Source organism: Bacillus sp. FSL W8-0629 (assembly GCF_038593225.1).
Lineage (GTDB): Bacteria > Bacillota > Bacilli > Bacillales > Bacillaceae > Bacillus > Bacillus altitudinis.
On the sequence record NZ_CP151975.1, the window covers coordinates 1,176,936 to 1,190,602 of the forward strand.

General features: G+C 42.8%; 20 protein-coding genes. 14 read left to right on the forward strand and 6 right to left on the reverse strand.

Going from position 1 to position 13,667, the window contains the following annotated elements:
* Positions 1 to 77 precede the first annotated feature (77 nt).
* From tenA to NSQ17_RS05950, 9 genes are all read left to right on the forward strand, one after another.
* Positions 78 to 788, forward strand: coding sequence for a thiaminase II (tenA, locus tag NSQ17_RS05910; protein ID WP_342467946.1), 711 nt, complete (start codon positions 78 to 80; stop codon positions 786 to 788).
* Positions 763 to 1,380: a thiazole tautomerase TenI gene (gene tenI / locus NSQ17_RS05915; RefSeq protein WP_277519217.1), complete on the forward strand. Its 618-nt coding sequence runs from the start codon at positions 763 to 765 to the stop codon at positions 1,378 to 1,380. The genes tenA and tenI overlap by 26 nt, the downstream gene beginning before the upstream one ends.
* Complete coding sequence (gene thiO / locus NSQ17_RS05920) at positions 1,364 to 2,476, forward strand: glycine oxidase ThiO (protein ID WP_326377828.1); 1,113 nt, start codon at positions 1,364 to 1,366, stop codon at positions 2,474 to 2,476. Before tenI ends, thiO begins: the two co-directional genes overlap by 17 nt.
* The gene (gene thiS / locus NSQ17_RS05925) at positions 2,473 to 2,676 is read left to right on the forward strand and encodes a sulfur carrier protein ThiS (protein WP_008348442.1); all 204 of its coding nucleotides are present in this window, start codon (positions 2,473 to 2,475) and stop codon (positions 2,674 to 2,676) included. The genes thiO and thiS overlap by 4 nt, the downstream gene beginning before the upstream one ends.
* 4 nt (positions 2,677 to 2,680) lie before the next feature.
* The gene (locus NSQ17_RS05930) at positions 2,681 to 3,448 is read left to right on the forward strand and encodes a thiazole synthase (protein ID WP_007498979.1); all 768 of its coding nucleotides are present in this window, start codon (positions 2,681 to 2,683) and stop codon (positions 3,446 to 3,448) included.
* Positions 3,445 to 4,458, forward strand: coding sequence for a thiazole biosynthesis adenylyltransferase ThiF (locus tag NSQ17_RS05935; protein WP_024720132.1), 1,014 nt, complete (start codon positions 3,445 to 3,447; stop codon positions 4,456 to 4,458). The genes NSQ17_RS05930 and NSQ17_RS05935 overlap by 4 nt, the downstream gene beginning before the upstream one ends.
* A 17-nt stretch (positions 4,459 to 4,475) precedes the next feature.
* Positions 4,476 to 5,282, forward strand: a complete 807-nt coding sequence (thiD, locus tag NSQ17_RS05940) for a bifunctional hydroxymethylpyrimidine kinase/phosphomethylpyrimidine kinase (protein ID WP_342467947.1) — start codon at positions 4,476 to 4,478, stop codon at positions 5,280 to 5,282.
* 149 nt (positions 5,283 to 5,431) lie between these two features.
* On the forward strand, positions 5,432 to 6,208 hold the full coding sequence (fabI, locus tag NSQ17_RS05945; protein ID WP_003211867.1) for an enoyl-ACP reductase FabI: 777 nt from the start codon (positions 5,432 to 5,434) through the stop codon (positions 6,206 to 6,208).
* 113 nt (positions 6,209 to 6,321) lie between these two features.
* Positions 6,322 to 6,897: a CotO family spore coat protein gene (locus NSQ17_RS05950; RefSeq protein ID WP_024720134.1), complete on the forward strand. Its 576-nt coding sequence runs from the start codon at positions 6,322 to 6,324 to the stop codon at positions 6,895 to 6,897.
* Between the two features lie 37 nt (positions 6,898 to 6,934).
* Here NSQ17_RS05950 and NSQ17_RS05955 read toward each other — a convergent pair whose 3' ends face one another.
* From NSQ17_RS05955 to NSQ17_RS05975, 5 genes are all read right to left on the reverse strand, one after another.
* Entirely contained in the window at positions 6,935 to 7,378 is a 444-nt protein-coding gene (locus NSQ17_RS05955) for a CotY/CotZ family spore coat protein (protein WP_008348434.1), read from the reverse strand.
* Positions 7,379 to 7,590: 212 nt separating this feature from the next.
* Positions 7,591 to 8,082, reverse strand: a complete 492-nt coding sequence (locus NSQ17_RS05960) for a CotY/CotZ family spore coat protein (RefSeq protein ID WP_008348432.1) — start codon at positions 8,080 to 8,082, stop codon at positions 7,591 to 7,593.
* A 147-nt stretch (positions 8,083 to 8,229) separates the two neighbouring features.
* Positions 8,230 to 8,715, reverse strand: a complete 486-nt coding sequence (locus tag NSQ17_RS05965) for a spore coat protein (protein WP_008348431.1) — start codon at positions 8,713 to 8,715, stop codon at positions 8,230 to 8,232.
* Between the two features lie 88 nt (positions 8,716 to 8,803).
* The gene (locus tag NSQ17_RS05970) at positions 8,804 to 9,139 is read right to left on the reverse strand and encodes a hypothetical protein (protein WP_035392394.1); all 336 of its coding nucleotides are present in this window, start codon (positions 9,137 to 9,139) and stop codon (positions 8,804 to 8,806) included.
* A 44-nt stretch (positions 9,140 to 9,183) separates the two neighbouring features.
* Positions 9,184 to 9,570 carry a spore coat protein gene (locus NSQ17_RS05975; RefSeq protein WP_007498962.1) on the reverse strand — a complete coding sequence of 129 codons (387 nt, stop codon included), beginning with the start codon at positions 9,568 to 9,570 and terminating at the stop codon, positions 9,184 to 9,186.
* Positions 9,571 to 9,747: 177 nt separating this feature from the next.
* Between NSQ17_RS05975 and NSQ17_RS05980 the strand changes: the two genes are divergently transcribed.
* The 5 genes from NSQ17_RS05980 to NSQ17_RS06000 all read left to right on the forward strand — a co-directional run bounded on the left by NSQ17_RS05980 (position 9,748) and on the right by NSQ17_RS06000 (position 11,220).
* Complete coding sequence (locus NSQ17_RS05980; RefSeq protein WP_035700339.1) at positions 9,748 to 10,098, forward strand: DUF1360 domain-containing protein; 351 nt, start codon at positions 9,748 to 9,750, stop codon at positions 10,096 to 10,098.
* Between the two features lie 71 nt (positions 10,099 to 10,169).
* Complete coding sequence (locus NSQ17_RS05985; protein WP_008348422.1) at positions 10,170 to 10,298, forward strand: hypothetical protein; 129 nt, start codon at positions 10,170 to 10,172, stop codon at positions 10,296 to 10,298.
* A gap of 84 nt (positions 10,299 to 10,382) precedes the next feature.
* On the forward strand, positions 10,383 to 10,604 hold the full coding sequence (locus NSQ17_RS05990) for a hypothetical protein (RefSeq protein WP_008348420.1): 222 nt from the start codon (positions 10,383 to 10,385) through the stop codon (positions 10,602 to 10,604).
* Between the two features lie 84 nt (positions 10,605 to 10,688).
* Positions 10,689 to 10,826, forward strand: coding sequence for a YjcZ family sporulation protein (locus NSQ17_RS05995; protein WP_008348419.1), 138 nt, complete (start codon positions 10,689 to 10,691; stop codon positions 10,824 to 10,826).
* 136 nt (positions 10,827 to 10,962) lie between these two features.
* Positions 10,963 to 11,220: a stage VI sporulation protein F gene (locus NSQ17_RS06000; protein WP_008348417.1), complete on the forward strand. Its 258-nt coding sequence runs from the start codon at positions 10,963 to 10,965 to the stop codon at positions 11,218 to 11,220.
* 16 nt (positions 11,221 to 11,236) lie between these two features.
* On the opposite strand, the gene NSQ17_RS06005 is transcribed toward NSQ17_RS06000, so the two are convergent.
* Complete coding sequence (locus NSQ17_RS06005; RefSeq protein ID WP_342467948.1) at positions 11,237 to 13,546, reverse strand: ATP-dependent helicase; 2,310 nt, start codon at positions 13,544 to 13,546, stop codon at positions 11,237 to 11,239.
* Between the last annotated feature and the right edge of the window lie 121 nt (positions 13,547 to 13,667).

The following is a 13,667-nucleotide window of genomic DNA, read 5'->3' on the forward strand; positions in this document are numbered from 1 at the left end:
TATGCTTTTTACAAATTCCAAACCACTTTCCACGCGGAAAGTGGTTTTTTTATATGGAAAAACAGGAGGAGAGGAACATGACATTTTCGAACGAATGTAAAGAAGCAGCAGCTAGATGGTGGAATGGGAGCTTTACACACCCTTTTGTGAAAGGGATTGGTGATGGCACACTTTCACTCGATCGTTTCACTTATTATGTGATGCAGGATTCGTACTATTTAACTCATTTTGCAAAAGTACAATCGTATGGAGCCGCCATTAGTGAGGACTTACATACGACAGGCAGAATGGCATATCATGCGCAGGGTACGTATGAAGCAGAGCTATCACTGCATAGAAAGTTCACAGAACTGCTCCAGATTTCTGATGAAGCGCTGGCAAACTTTAAACCTTCTCCAACTGCTTATGCATATACCTCGCATATGTACCGATCTGTGAAAAGCGGTCGTTTTGAAGAAATTTTAGCCGCATTATTGCCGTGCTACTGGCTTTATTATGAGGTAGGAGAAAAACTGAAACAAACAACACCAGACCATCCGATTTATCAAGAATGGATTTTGACATATGGCGGGGATTGGTTTAAAGAGCTTGTTTTTGAACAGGTGAACCGTTTTGATGAACTTGCAGAAAAAGCGCCAGAACATGTGCGGGCTAATATGAAAGAAAATTTCGTGATTTCGAGCTATTACGAATACCATTTCTGGGAAATGGCGTATGAAAAAGAAATGTGGCAGACAGCATGCTTAGATGGGGTTGGTGCAAATGGAACTTCATGCAGTGACAAATGATACGCTTCCTGTCAGGGAGCTCATCAAGCAAATAAAGAACATTGCGTCTGAAGTAGACTTTATTCATATTCGTGAACGATCGAAGGCAGCAGGTGAGCTGGTTCACCTCGTGAAACAACTCCTAGCAGAAGGTGTTCCGAAAGAAAAGCTGATTATAAATGACCGAGTTGACGTTGCGCTGCTGACCAATATTCACCGGGTTCATCTTCCAGGACACAGCTTTTCGCCAAAGGAATTAAGACAAAAATTTCCTCACCTCCATGCGGGGGTATCGGTTCATTCGATAGAAGAAGCCAAAGCAGCAGAGAAGAACGGGGCAGAGTATGTCATGTTTGGACATGTGTATGATACCGCATGCAAACCCGGTCTTCAGGCGAGAGGCATAAAGATTGTGGAAGACATGACTTCTTCGCTGTCCATTCCAGTCGTTGTCATTGGTGGAATCACACCAGAACGACTGCCAGAATTGATGCATGTTGATTTAAAGGGAATAGCCGTCATGTCGGGGATTTTTGCTCATCCTCAGCCGCGCAAAATGGCGCAAATATTTTCTAAAAAGCGAAAGGAGAATCCTTATGAACAAGCATTATGATGTTGCAATCATTGGTGGTGGAATCATAGGGATGTCGATCGCTTATCACCTTGCAAAAGCAGGAAAGCAGATTGTCTTATTTGAGGCAAATGAGATCGGGAAGCAAACGACGAGTGCGGCTGCTGGCATGCTGGGTGCACATGCTGAAGGAGAAGGTGATGAAGATATTTTCTTTCAAGTAGGCAGACAAAGTCAGGCTTTATATGAAAAATTAACGGTCGACCTTCAGCGTGAATCGGGCATTGATATTCGGACATCAGTGGGCGGAATTATGAAGGTGGCTTTTACAGAACAAGAAAAGCGAGCGCTTTGCCGGATGCAGCATTTGCCCACATTTGAATGGCTTGAAGCAAGCAGCGTAAAAGAACGTATGCCTCAAATTGCAGATGACATCGTAGGAGCAGGCTTGATAGCAGATGATGTACATGTCGAGCCATATGCGGTATGCAGGGCTTTTTGGCAGGCGGCTATTCGGCACGGAGCGGATGTGAAGGAGTTTACCCCCGTTATCGATGTGAAGAGGGGAAAAGAAACTTTGACAGTCAGTACAGCCAAAGGCATCTTCACATGTGATCATCTGACTGTAGCAAGTGGTGTATGGTCAGGCCGTTTTTTGGAAGAACTGGGGTTATCACATTCTCTCTATCCAGTAAAAGGAGAATGCGTGTCTGTTTGGAATAACGGTCCAGCGCTTGCACACACCATCTATCATGATCATTGTTATATCGTTCAAAGGGATAGCGGTAAGCTAGTAATTGGTGCAACGATGAAACCGAATGACTGGCAGGCCGTTCCGACACTTGGCGGTATTGAAGCAGTTATTCACAAAGCATCTCAGCTCATGCCTTCTATTCGAGAGATGCCGATTGATCAATGCTGGGCAGGTCTTCGGCCAGCGACAAGCGACCGGCACCCCTATATCGGAAAACATCCGGAAGACGAGCGTATTCTTTTTGCAACGGGACATTACCGAAATGGCATTTTACTTGCGCCGATTACGGGGGAAATCATTCGCGGCTTGATAGTAGGCGAGTCTGTGAATAAGGAATGGCTTCATGCGTTTCGTATTGGGCGAAAGGAGGCATTGTTCGTATGAAAATTCAATTGAATGGAAGAATGGTTGATTTCGATAAGGAAAATGGCACGATTTTTGATCTGCTATCAGCCTATCAACTTGAAAACCGAGTGGTGATCGTTGAAAAGAACCAAGAAATTATAGATAAAGAAGCCTATCAACAGGTAAAAATTCAATCAAATGACACGATTGAAATCGTTCACTTTGTAGGAGGAGGATGACACCATGCTGCGCATTGGCGGAAAAACATTTACATCAAGACTATTACTAGGGACAGGAAAGTATCCATCATTTGAAGTTCAAAAAGAGGCGGTCAACGTATCAGAAGCTGAAATTTTGACCTTTGCTGTGCGAAGAATGAACATATTTGAACCATCACAGCCCAATTTTTTAGAGCAGCTTGATTTATCAGCCTATACATTGCTGCCAAATACTGCCGGGGCAAGTACAGCGGAAGAAGCGGTGCGGATTGCCCGTTTAGCGAAAGCTTCTGGACTGTGTGACATGATCAAAGTAGAAGTCATTGGCTGTTCAAGGTCTCTTCTGCCAGATCCAGTCGAAACGTTAAAAGCATCTGAAATGCTATTAGAAGAAGGTTTTATCGTGCTGCCATATACGTCAGATGATGTGGTGCTGGCAAGGAAATTAGAAGAACTTGGTGTCCATGCCATTATGCCAGGTGCTTCTCCAATTGGATCAGGTCAAGGGCTTTTAAACCCTCTGAATCTATCGTTTATTATCGAACAGGCAAAGGTGCCAGTTATTATTGATGCGGGTGTTGGTTCTCCGAAGGATGCTGCTTATGCGATGGAATTGGGCGCTGATGCTGTATTACTGAATACAGCCGTGTCTGGCGCAAAGGACCCTGTGAAAATGGCTAAAGCGATGAAGCTGGCGATTGAATCTGGAAGACTCGGGTTCGAGGCAGGCCGTATTCCACTCAAAAACTATGGAACAGCCAGCAGTCCGCAGGAAGGAATGCCAGCATTTTGAGCACACGTTATTCACGCCAAGAGCTTTTTAGGCCTATTGGAGAGGAAGGACAAAAACGGCTACATGCCTCAAAGGCCGTCATTATTGGGGCTGGGGCACTTGGAACAGCTAGTGCCGAAATGCTCGTTCGTGCCGGCGTAGGGTCTGTCACCATTTTGGATAGAGATTATATTGAATGGAGCAACCTGCAGCGTCAGCAGCTATACACAGAACAAGATGTTCTTGATCGGCTGCCAAAGGCTGTGGCTGCTGAGAAAAGACTCAAGCAGGTGAACAGTGACGTTCATGTGAGAGGAATCGTCATTGACGTGACCGCTCAAAATATTGATGAGTACGTCAGCGGGGCATCCATCATCGTGGATGCAGCGGATAATTTTGAGGTGAGAATGATTGCGAACGATGCAGCCGTCAAACATCAAATTCCGTTCCTTTACGGAGCCTGTGTAGCAAGCTACGGTATTCAATTCACAGTGATTCCTGGTGAAACACCATGTTTACACTGCCTGCTTGAGCATTTACCTGCACAAGGCATGACATGTGATACAGCAGGAATTATTAGTCCAGTTGTCCAGCAGGTTGCGGCCTATCAAGTGGCGGATGCACTGAAGCTTTTAACAGGACACCACATCACGCCGGTATTAAGATCGTTTGATTTATGGACAAACGAGCGATCTGATATTCGATCCGTTACGTCTTTAAAAAAGAAACAATGTCCAAGCTGCGGTCTTAAGACATACCCATTTCTCTCATATGATCAAAGAGCAAAAGCAGATGTATTATGTGGACGAAATACCGTCCAAATTCGCAGTGCACTAGGGGCACCCCCGGCGCTGCATGAAGTAGCCCGTCAGCTAAAGAAAGCAGGAATGGATGTGCTGGAAAATCCTTATTTGCTTTCGTGTCAGAAGGATGAGTACAAGCTCGTTTTATTCAAAGATGGCAGAGCGCTTGTACATGGGACAAATGATATTGCGAAAGCGAGAACGATTTATCATCAATGGATCGGCTAATGAGAGGGTGAGATGACATGACGATTAAAAAAGCATTAACCATCGCAGGTACTGATTCTGGTGGTGGAGCAGGTATTCAAGCAGACTTGAAAACCTTTCAGGAGCTTGGTGTGTACGGAATGTCCGCCATTACGGCCATTACAGCTCAAAACACACTTGGTGTTCACGGTATTTATCCACTGTCTATCGAGGCGCTCGAAAGTCAAATTGATGCAGTAGCAGAAGACTTGTTGCCAGATGCCGCTAAAACAGGGATGCTGTGGAGTGCCGACATGATCAGTGTCGTTGCTGAAAAGACGAAGCAATATGAATTGAAACTAATTGTCGATCCAGTCATGATTGCTAAAGGAGGCGCTTCTTTATTAAATGAAGATGCGGTCTCTGCTATGAAAACACAGTTACTACCTGTCAGTTATGCAGTCACACCGAATCTCCCTGAGGCAGAAGTGCTGACAGGCATGCGCATTCAGACAAAAGACGATCGCCATAGAGCAGCAGAACGACTTTATGAGCTTGGCACGTCCTATGTTGTGATCAAAGGAGGTCATAGCCCTTCAGACGGCCTCATTACAGATCTTTTGTACGATGGAAAAAGCTTTTTTGAACTCAGTAATGAACATATTGATACACCACATACACACGGAACAGGCTGTACATTTGCAGCGGCATTAACGGCAGAAATAGCAAAAGGTCGTTCCATGAAGGAAGCCTTTGAAACGGCAGAAACCTTTGTCCATGAGGCGATCAAATTTCCTCTGAATATTGGCGCTGGGCACGGACCGACTAACCACTTTGCTTATCAGCAAAACAGAGTCAAAGCATAAAAAGAAGACTGTCTTCACTTGTGAGGGCGGTCTTTTTTCTGAAATAAAAACTTTCTTTCAGAGGAAATTGTCAATATCTCATGATTTGTGATAAGATTATGATCAGGTACTAATACTATGTCTTGAAAAAATAGGAGGCTTTAATACATATGAATTTTTCTTTAGAAGGCCGTAATATTGTGGTGATGGGTGTTGCCAATAAACGAAGCATCGCTTGGGGAATTGCTCGTTCACTTCACGAAGCAGGAGCTCGTTTGATTTTTACTTATGTTGGAGATCGTCTGGCAGAATCAGTGAAAGAGCTAGCAAGCACGCTAGAGCGTGATGATTCCATTATTCTTCCTTGTGATGTGACAAGTGATGAAGAAATCGAAAAATGTTTTGCAACGATTAAAGAAAAAGTACAAGTCATCCATGGTGTTGCACATGCGATTGCATTTGCGAACAAAGAAGAGCTTGTCGGTGAATATTTGAACACGAACCGTGAAGGTTTCCTTTTAGCGCACAACATTAGTGCCTATTCACTAACAGCTGTAGCAAAAGCAGCACGTCCGCTCATGACAGAAGGCGGAAGCATTGTCACACTTACTTACCTAGGCGGAGAGCGCGTTGTCTCTAACTACAATGTCATGGGTGTAGCAAAAGCAGCCCTTGAAGCAAGTGTGAAATACTTAGCAGCTGATCTTGGAGCGGAAGGCATCCGTGTGAACAGCATTTCTGCTGGTCCAATTCGTACGTTATCTGCAAAAGGAATCAGCGGCTTTAATACGATCCTGAAGGATATTGAAGAGCGTGCACCGCTTCGCCGTACAACGACTCCTGAAGAAGTTGGCGATACAGCACTATTCTTATTCAGTGATTTATCGCGCGGCATGACAGGTGAGAATCTTCATGTTGATTCTGGCTTCCATATCATTGCCCGCTAAACGAATAAATGATTTGCAGCATACCAATCACTGGTATGCTGTTTTTTATTTTTCTTCTGATTTGGGGTGTCCTCTCATATATATAAGGAATGAATCATTCGGGAGGGATTAGTATGTCAAATAAAGGTGATGAGAATCAAAAGCCGCTTATGTATATTGTTCAGCCGAGCTATGATGAATCAGCGCCGGCCATGCAAAATATTGTGAGAAAGCGCAAGAAGTCAGAAAAACCTTCAGAAACCAAAAAAAGCGACAAAGAGCATGCAATCGAAGAGAGCGTGCAAGAACCTGTATCACAGGAAGTAAAGCAGAAAAAAGAAGAGCCGCCTGCGCTACAGCAAGAGCGGGAGATCAATCAAGAAAAAGATAATTCACAAAATCGAGAGCCAGTACAAGAACAAGAAAAACAGCCAGAAGGCGTATTTCATGAAACAAAAGAAGAACCAAGAAGAAAACGAGTGAAGAAGCCGTTAAGCCAAATGAATATCGAGGAGAAAGTCGATTTTCTTACAAGTCTGCCGCATAATATGCCGAGAGCGCTTTGCCTCATTGAAGCCGATGGAAAAACATACAGAGGAATCATCATGGAGAGAAAAGACAATATGGTCGTCATCCGCACGGCAGGCGGCGGTAATCCAGTGGAATTAGCGATTGGTGATATTTCTTCTATTCATCCACTTGGTTTTTAATGAACATAAAAAAAGTCCCATAACGGGACTTTTTTTGTTAGCAGCTACGGTTGATGAGTCTTGGATTTAAGCACTCGATTGCGCAGAAGCAGTCAAGGTCTACTTCAATGCAATATTTTGATTTTTCTAAACGGAACACATCACATACGGAATCTTTATCTGTAAAATCTAAAATATGACGATCTTTGTCAAATGCAATAAGCAAGCTGAGTGTTGCGCAGTGATCAGAGATGTGTTCGACTCTGAAAAATGCAGTGCTGAAGCAAGGGCCAGCATCTACTTCTCCGACGTTTCCGAATGCGACGAATGGTTTTGATTTTGAGGTAAATAGAACAAACGGGACAGTGTCACCTAATGAATGTGATGGAGAAAGGAGATTGCTGTAACAGCTGGTTGGGCAATCCTCTTCGACGGCATTTTGTAAGTCGTTTATGTTTTCAACAGCCTCTGCTACACAGTTCCATGAATGTTTGCGGCTCATATTCAACCCTCCTATACAAGGAAATTTGTTTGAGTGTTTGAGCACTGTCATCATCATCTATAAGCTTTATTACGTGTCTCGCCGGTTGATGCATCTAATGTCAATCAATGCGGAAGCGGCCGCCTTTTGCTGACTGCTCCGCATGATTGGTTGTCATTCGTGAGGAAGGGGATGCTTTGACTTATGACAAGTTAGATGAGCGGGCGATTGGTTTAGCCGTGGTGATGATGCTTTTTATCTTTTGTTGGCATGACTCTGTCGACAAGTTCTGGATTTAAACATTGGATCGCGCAGAAACAGTTCAAATCAACTTCGATACAAAAGTCCGCTTTTTCTAAACCAAAGAAGTCAGGATCGCAAGGGTGACAAACGCTTAGCGTATGTCCGTGTACATCAACAGGTCTTAATACAGATAATGTGGCACAGCAGTCATGCAATTTTTCAACCCGGAAGAAAATGGATTCGAAGCATTGGCAATCGTCAACAAATCCTCCAATGTTTCCGAAAGTAGAGAACAATCCGCCCTTTTTATCAAAAAGTAAAAACGGAATCGTATCTTTTCCAGAAACTGTCGGGCTTAATAAATTACTGTAGCAGCTCGTAGGACATTTATCTTCTACAGCTTCCTGCTCTGCTAAAATCTTATCAACCGCATCGCATACACAGTTTTCATCATGTCGGCCATGGTGTTTTCCGCAGCTCATGGATTTCAGCTCCTTTAACAAGGTATTTGACTTTAGTCCTTAACAACATATGTATGCGCCCTCTAGTTGGTGTGGGTAAATGACTATTTATCTTTGTTGTATTTTTAGAAAAAGGAAAAGCAGAGCTTTTCGCTCTGCTTTTGTACATTAGAGGATACCAATTGCAACGATCGTCGCAACAAGTGTCTGTGTAAGCGTTTGGATGGCAATAGAGATGTCTGCGTCGATTGTAGAGACTGTAACGTTTCTAGAGTTTTCGATGACAAGTTTCTGGCGATTTGTTTGTTTGTGGCTAGCTGCTTGCAATAGATCTTGCGTGACGCGGTCAGCTAGGTCACCATCAGCGATTGAGATGTTTGTAATGGTGATGATCGCTGTTTGAACAGCTGCTTGGATAGATGCTGCAACCTGTGCATCAACAGAAGAGACGTTAATGTCACAAGAATCTCTAACGATAATGACTTCCTCAGATGTCTGCTTTGTTACACTCACTTGATCAAAGTCTTGTAAAACATCTTCATCATCATAATAGTGGCCGTCACAAACTGCTTTTCTTTCGTAGTTATGATGGTAATCGCCGTGATGTGTACAGTTGCGATCTAGAGCGACCCAAGAGTATGGTTTAGAATCCATTTCTTTTCCTCCTTCCGTTTACTTTATTAAATGCTGGAATGATTGGTTTTGTCTCGGGCATTTATCCTAGCAGGCAACCCATTTTTATTTAATCGTTATTTTGCTGCGCTTGACGACGCTGCTGGATACGTTCTCTAAGTGAATTTCGTTTAGGGCGCACTTGTGGTTCAGGCTCGACCTCTTCTGCATGTTTTGCTGCCTCTGCCTGACGCTTTTTCTCCTGCTGCTGCTGTACGAAATCATCTGCTTTCTTTTGTAAATCCTGAACCAGCTTCAAAATCATCCTTCTTTGATCTTCTGAAAGGTTTGCTTTCTGATCATCTGTGACATTATTTTTGTTTAAAATATCACTCACAAGAAGGCTTGTTAATGGATCAACATCAGTGTTGATTTGAAACTCCTTTTTTTCGTTCTCTTCAGCCACGATTATTTCACCTCTTTCATACGTGATGTTAGAAAAAGAAAGGGTCAAAGAATGCCGGCTTCAACTAAAAGTACATTCAGTGTTTGAGTGAGAATTTGTACGGAGTTCATAATGGATGCATCAGATAATGTAATCGTGACGTTATAACAATTGATGATTTGAATCACGGTTTTCTTTTGAACTGTCACTTGTTGTGCAGCTAAAAGCTGTTCTGTGATGTCTGCAGCCAATTCATCATCTGGTACAAGAATTTGAATTAAAAGAGTAATGATTGTCGTTACGGTCGCTTGAAGGGAGAGTGCGGCTGTTACATCTGTTTTATGAATCGTGACATTTTCGGAATCCTTGATCTCGATGAAATCATCATAATTGCTGATTAATTCGTTCAACAGTTGTGTGTATAATAAATCAGCACTTTCTTCAATAGACAATACTTTCACTCCTTTCTTATCTATACATTATTTAATGCAGCAGAGGCTCAAGGTGGAATCGGAAAGCATGAAAAAGTACAACCCAATTTTATTTGCACCCGATTCATCATGGCGGTCTTTCTTTTTGCATATATAAAGAAAGGACGGAAAAAGAAGAATGAAGGAGGTGGAGGTTCCATGAGCGGCGCTTTGTCATTTGCTATATTTGCCCTCGCATCCTTTAGGCTGACGAGATTGATCGTGTTTGATACGATTACAGCCCCCTTTCGCCGTCTATTTCATGAAGAGCAAGAAGAGGTAAACGAACAAGGTGAAGTCGAGACCTATATCGTCATTAAGGGGAAGGGACTGCGATCGTGGATAGGAGAGCTGTTAAGCTGTTATTGGTGTACGGGTATGTGGTGCACTGCTGCTTTACTACTGATATACATATTTTTTCCTGTCATCAGCATGTGGCTTAATTTACTATTAGCGATTGCCGCAGCAGCAGGCTTGATTGAAGCAGTCGTGTCGAAGCTTGTGAAATAAACAGGCATTCTGATCAGACACGCTTAAAGAAAATGCATATACTAACATGGAATAGGAAAGGAAGGGTTGCGATGAAACCAACTGAAACACCGTCACATATGCTTCAAGGGTATCCAGCGCAGTCAAATCAACAATCTGTATATACGAAGAAAATCAAGAAGACGGGCTGCGGCTGCGGGAAGAAAAAGAAACCTCAATAGGGAAAAACAAAAGCCGGATTTATCCGGTTTTTTTGTTGCCCTTTTTTTGGGTGATGCATATGTAAGAGAGAAGGGGTGACCAGAATGGATGCATTCGAACAATTAATCGGTTCCTTGTTCACTAAACCCCATGATGGGAAAGAGCAAGCGCACGAAAAAGCTGAAATGGATCTAGCGAATAAAGCGAAGGATCTTGAAGAGCACTTAAAAGCATTTGGCGAGAAAATGGATACTTTTGCGAAAGAAACAGAAGCATTCATGATCCGTCATGGAGAGGCAGATTACGTCTTTAAACAGCAGAAATAAAAATTCCGCACTTTTTTATGTGATCGTCCAAACCATTTCATGTATTTTTCATATTTTGTAAGGGAGAAGAGGAGGTGCTTAAATATGAGTTGTTACGGTTACGGTGGCGGTTATTGCGGAGGTTATGGCGGCGGCTACGGCGGCGGTTATGGTTCAACTTTTGTTCTTGTCGTCGTGCTTTTCATTCTTCTAATCATCGTTGGTGCTTCTTTCTTTAACTAAACAGTAAGAAGGTGAGGGAAGCAATAGGGAAGCCTTTTGCTTTCCTTTCTCTTTGCTAACAAGGCAGCAGGATAGGCACATATCTCGCCTATTTTCATATAGTAAGGTGATTACTCCACAAAGAGGAGGCAAAGGAATGGATAATAAGTTCTTTAAAAGTGTGGAAAATAAAACAGGTGTAAATATGAATGATGTCTTTAAGCTTGCAGGTTCTTTGCAAAACGCGAACTTTAAAGATGAGAATACCGTTCGAGGTGTCATTAAAAAAGTAGCGCAGCTTGCAAACAAACGTGTACCTAAAGAAATGGAAGACAAAATCGTTCAATCGATTACAAGTGGAAAAGAAAAGCTTGATTTTAATACAATCGCTAAAATGATGAACAACAAAAAATAAACAACAGGCTCTCCGTTTAAAGGGGGGCCTGTTGTTTTTGTGTGAATAATTCTCGATTTTTCTTTAAAAGAGGGTACAAAAAGCGGGAGCGGTGAGCAGTTTTTCCTCTTCTATATGATGGAACGGATAGATAAAGGGATTGTTCTGCTCTCGTCATGGCAACGTATAATAAGCGCCGCTCCTCTTCAATGGCTTCTTCATCACCGCTTCTCAGCTCATCAAGTGCAAAGTCATGAGGGAGCGCCCCATCAACCACGCTCGTGATGTACACTGTTTGGAATTCTAGTCCCTTCGCACGGTGGATCGTCATGAGCTGAACGCCTGGTACATCTGATTTTTCCTTTTCAGCAGATTTCATATGTTCGGCATGAGCGAGGAAGGCTTCAATTGTTTCAAAACGTTTCGCCGCTGTTTTCACATCTCGTACATCATCTGTTCCTTTTTCAAGCACATTCGTATCATTCACACGTTTTTTTAAATAATCACCAAGTCCCATCCTTTGTTCAATAAACGCTACAGCTTCAGATGGCTTTAACGATTTTAACGTTCGAAACAGGGGAACGATCGATTGCAGTTTTTTGCGCTGAAACGGCTGAATGTCTGTTAGCTTTCCAAGTGCCTCTACCATAGAACAATCTTCCGTAATGGTCAGCGCCTTCAGGGTATTCAGTGTTTGCTGCTTTAAAAAGAAAACGGGCAGCAGCAGCTTCATTGCGGCGACATCATCTGCATCCTGACTTAGCGAAAGAAAAGCGAGCAGCACCCGAACAATTCTTCTGCTATAAAAGGCTTTTACACCAGCATCGGTTTGATACGGAATCGCCGATTGATGAAGACGTTCATAAATCGCACGGCCTCCTGTATTCGTTCTAAACAGCACGCAAAAGTCATTCGGTTTTGCACCGTTTTTAATTTTCTCCTGAATATCTGCTACGATCATGGTCGCTTCCTCTTCCTCGTCATATGGATAAAAAAGAGTCGGCGGAATTTTCTCCACGCGTACGGCTTTTAACGTTTTCTCGTAACGATGCTGGTTCTTCTTAATAATGGCGTCTGCACTTGCGACAATCGTATGATGAGAGCGGTAATTTGCATGTAAATGGACGATCTCGGCCGAAGGATAGTCCTGTTTGAAGTCAAGAATAAAAGCAGGATTGCTTCCTCTAAATGCATAGATGGCTTGATCATCATCGCCTACACAAAATAGCTGCTCGGATTCTCCAGCTAAAAGCTGGATTAATTGATATTGTACGGGATTAATATCTTGAAATTCATCTACTAAAATATACTTGAATCGTTCTTGATATTGTTTGAGCAATTCAGGCTGCTTATTCAGCATGTGTAAACAGGCAATCGCCATGTCATCAAAGTCAAATTGTTGATTTTCACGCTTTTGCTGTTCGTATGACTGATAGATTGTCCATATTTGCTTTTCCTTTTCATCTTTCAGCTCAGGAAGTTCGTTTGGTAAAAAAGCATTTTTCCAATAGCCGATTGATTGCAGCACTTGATCGGTTGGATAGTCTTTTTCATCAAGTCCTTCATTCATGATCGCTTTGCGAATATACTGCTCTTTTTGCCAGTCGAATTTGATCAAATGCTGTCCGTTCCATTTACCCCGATCATCGTGAAGCAGCATTTTATAAAATAGACTGTGGAATGTGCCTGTCACAACTTGGCTCGCCTGTGAAGGATGAAGCTGATACTGCATACGCAGTCTTTCTTTCATTTCACTGCTTGCTTTTGTGGTGAAGGTCACGAGCAGAATATGGTGAGCAGGGATTTGATGGTGCGACATCAGATAAGCAGCTCTTGCTGTCAGTACCCTTGTTTTCCCGCTGCCGGCGCCAGCTAGCACAAGCATCGGACCGTCTTTGTGTGTGACTGCTTGAAGCTGCGGTGCGCTAAAGGTGATGTGTGGAAAGAGGTCAATGGTATGCACTTCTTCATTCTTTTCTAAATGAAAGGTTTCGCCAAATTGAATGGATCGTGGTTCCTGCCAGTCATCCGATTCTTCTGTTTGTGAGATGATCTGTTTGCCGGTTGGAAAGCGAAAGCCGCCAAGTTCTTTGTAGGATGCCTCTTCCTCTCGTTCAGCCGGTTTCTTTTCCTCTTGTTGTTCTCTTTTTTCGCAAATCTCTTGCTGAGATATTTGCTTATGGATAAAGGCAGGTTCTTCATGTATATTTAATCTAAAAAAGACGGGTTGTCCGCAATATGGGCAAGATAAATGCCCTTTTTTCCCCTCATCATGGAGGAATTGATAGTGTTCTCTCGAATATGTATGTAATGAGATCGTTCGATCATGTCGTCGTGCGCATTTCAAAGCTAGTCCTCCAATAGTCAATCAATCTTAAAAAGAAACACATCTAATCATATCAAATGAGGCGTGTTTCAAACAGTCATAATTAGGGAATAGTAGAGTAGAAGAGAAGCAAAGGAGGCGT

What these genes read in the sequence shown, in the direction of transcription:
- tenA (WP_342467946.1), top strand. Translation starts at nt 78, where the DNA reads ATGACATTTTCGAACGAATGTAAAGAAGCAGCAGCTAGATGGTGGAAT.
- tenI (WP_277519217.1), top strand. Translation starts at nt 763, where the DNA reads ATGGAACTTCATGCAGTGACAAATGATACGCTTCCTGTCAGGGAGCTC.
- thiO (WP_326377828.1), top strand. Translation starts at nt 1,364, where the DNA reads ATGAACAAGCATTATGATGTTGCAATCATTGGTGGTGGAATCATAGGG.
- thiS (WP_008348442.1), top strand. Translation starts at nt 2,473, where the DNA reads ATGAAAATTCAATTGAATGGAAGAATGGTTGATTTCGATAAGGAAAAT.
- NSQ17_RS05930 (WP_007498979.1), top strand. Translation starts at nt 2,681, where the DNA reads ATGCTGCGCATTGGCGGAAAAACATTTACATCAAGACTATTACTAGGG.
- thiD (WP_342467947.1), top strand. Translation starts at nt 4,476, where the DNA reads ATGACGATTAAAAAAGCATTAACCATCGCAGGTACTGATTCTGGTGGT.
- fabI (WP_003211867.1), top strand. Translation starts at nt 5,432, where the DNA reads ATGAATTTTTCTTTAGAAGGCCGTAATATTGTGGTGATGGGTGTTGCC.
- NSQ17_RS05950 (WP_024720134.1), top strand. Translation starts at nt 6,322, where the DNA reads ATGTCAAATAAAGGTGATGAGAATCAAAAGCCGCTTATGTATATTGTT.
- NSQ17_RS05955 (WP_008348434.1), bottom strand. Translation starts at nt 7,378, where the DNA reads ATGAGCCGCAAACATTCATGGAACTGTGTAGCAGAGGCTGTTGAAAAC.
- NSQ17_RS05960 (WP_008348432.1), bottom strand. Translation starts at nt 8,082, where the DNA reads ATGAGCTGCGGAAAACACCATGGCCGACATGATGAAAACTGTGTATGC.
- NSQ17_RS05965 (WP_008348431.1), bottom strand. Translation starts at nt 8,715, where the DNA reads ATGGATTCTAAACCATACTCTTGGGTCGCTCTAGATCGCAACTGTACA.
- NSQ17_RS05980 (WP_035700339.1), top strand. Translation starts at nt 9,748, where the DNA reads ATGAGCGGCGCTTTGTCATTTGCTATATTTGCCCTCGCATCCTTTAGG.
- NSQ17_RS05985 (WP_008348422.1), top strand. Translation starts at nt 10,170, where the DNA reads ATGAAACCAACTGAAACACCGTCACATATGCTTCAAGGGTATCCAGCG.
- NSQ17_RS05990 (WP_008348420.1), top strand. Translation starts at nt 10,383, where the DNA reads ATGGATGCATTCGAACAATTAATCGGTTCCTTGTTCACTAAACCCCAT.
- NSQ17_RS05995 (WP_008348419.1), top strand. Translation starts at nt 10,689, where the DNA reads ATGAGTTGTTACGGTTACGGTGGCGGTTATTGCGGAGGTTATGGCGGC.
- NSQ17_RS06000 (WP_008348417.1), top strand. Translation starts at nt 10,963, where the DNA reads ATGGATAATAAGTTCTTTAAAAGTGTGGAAAATAAAACAGGTGTAAAT.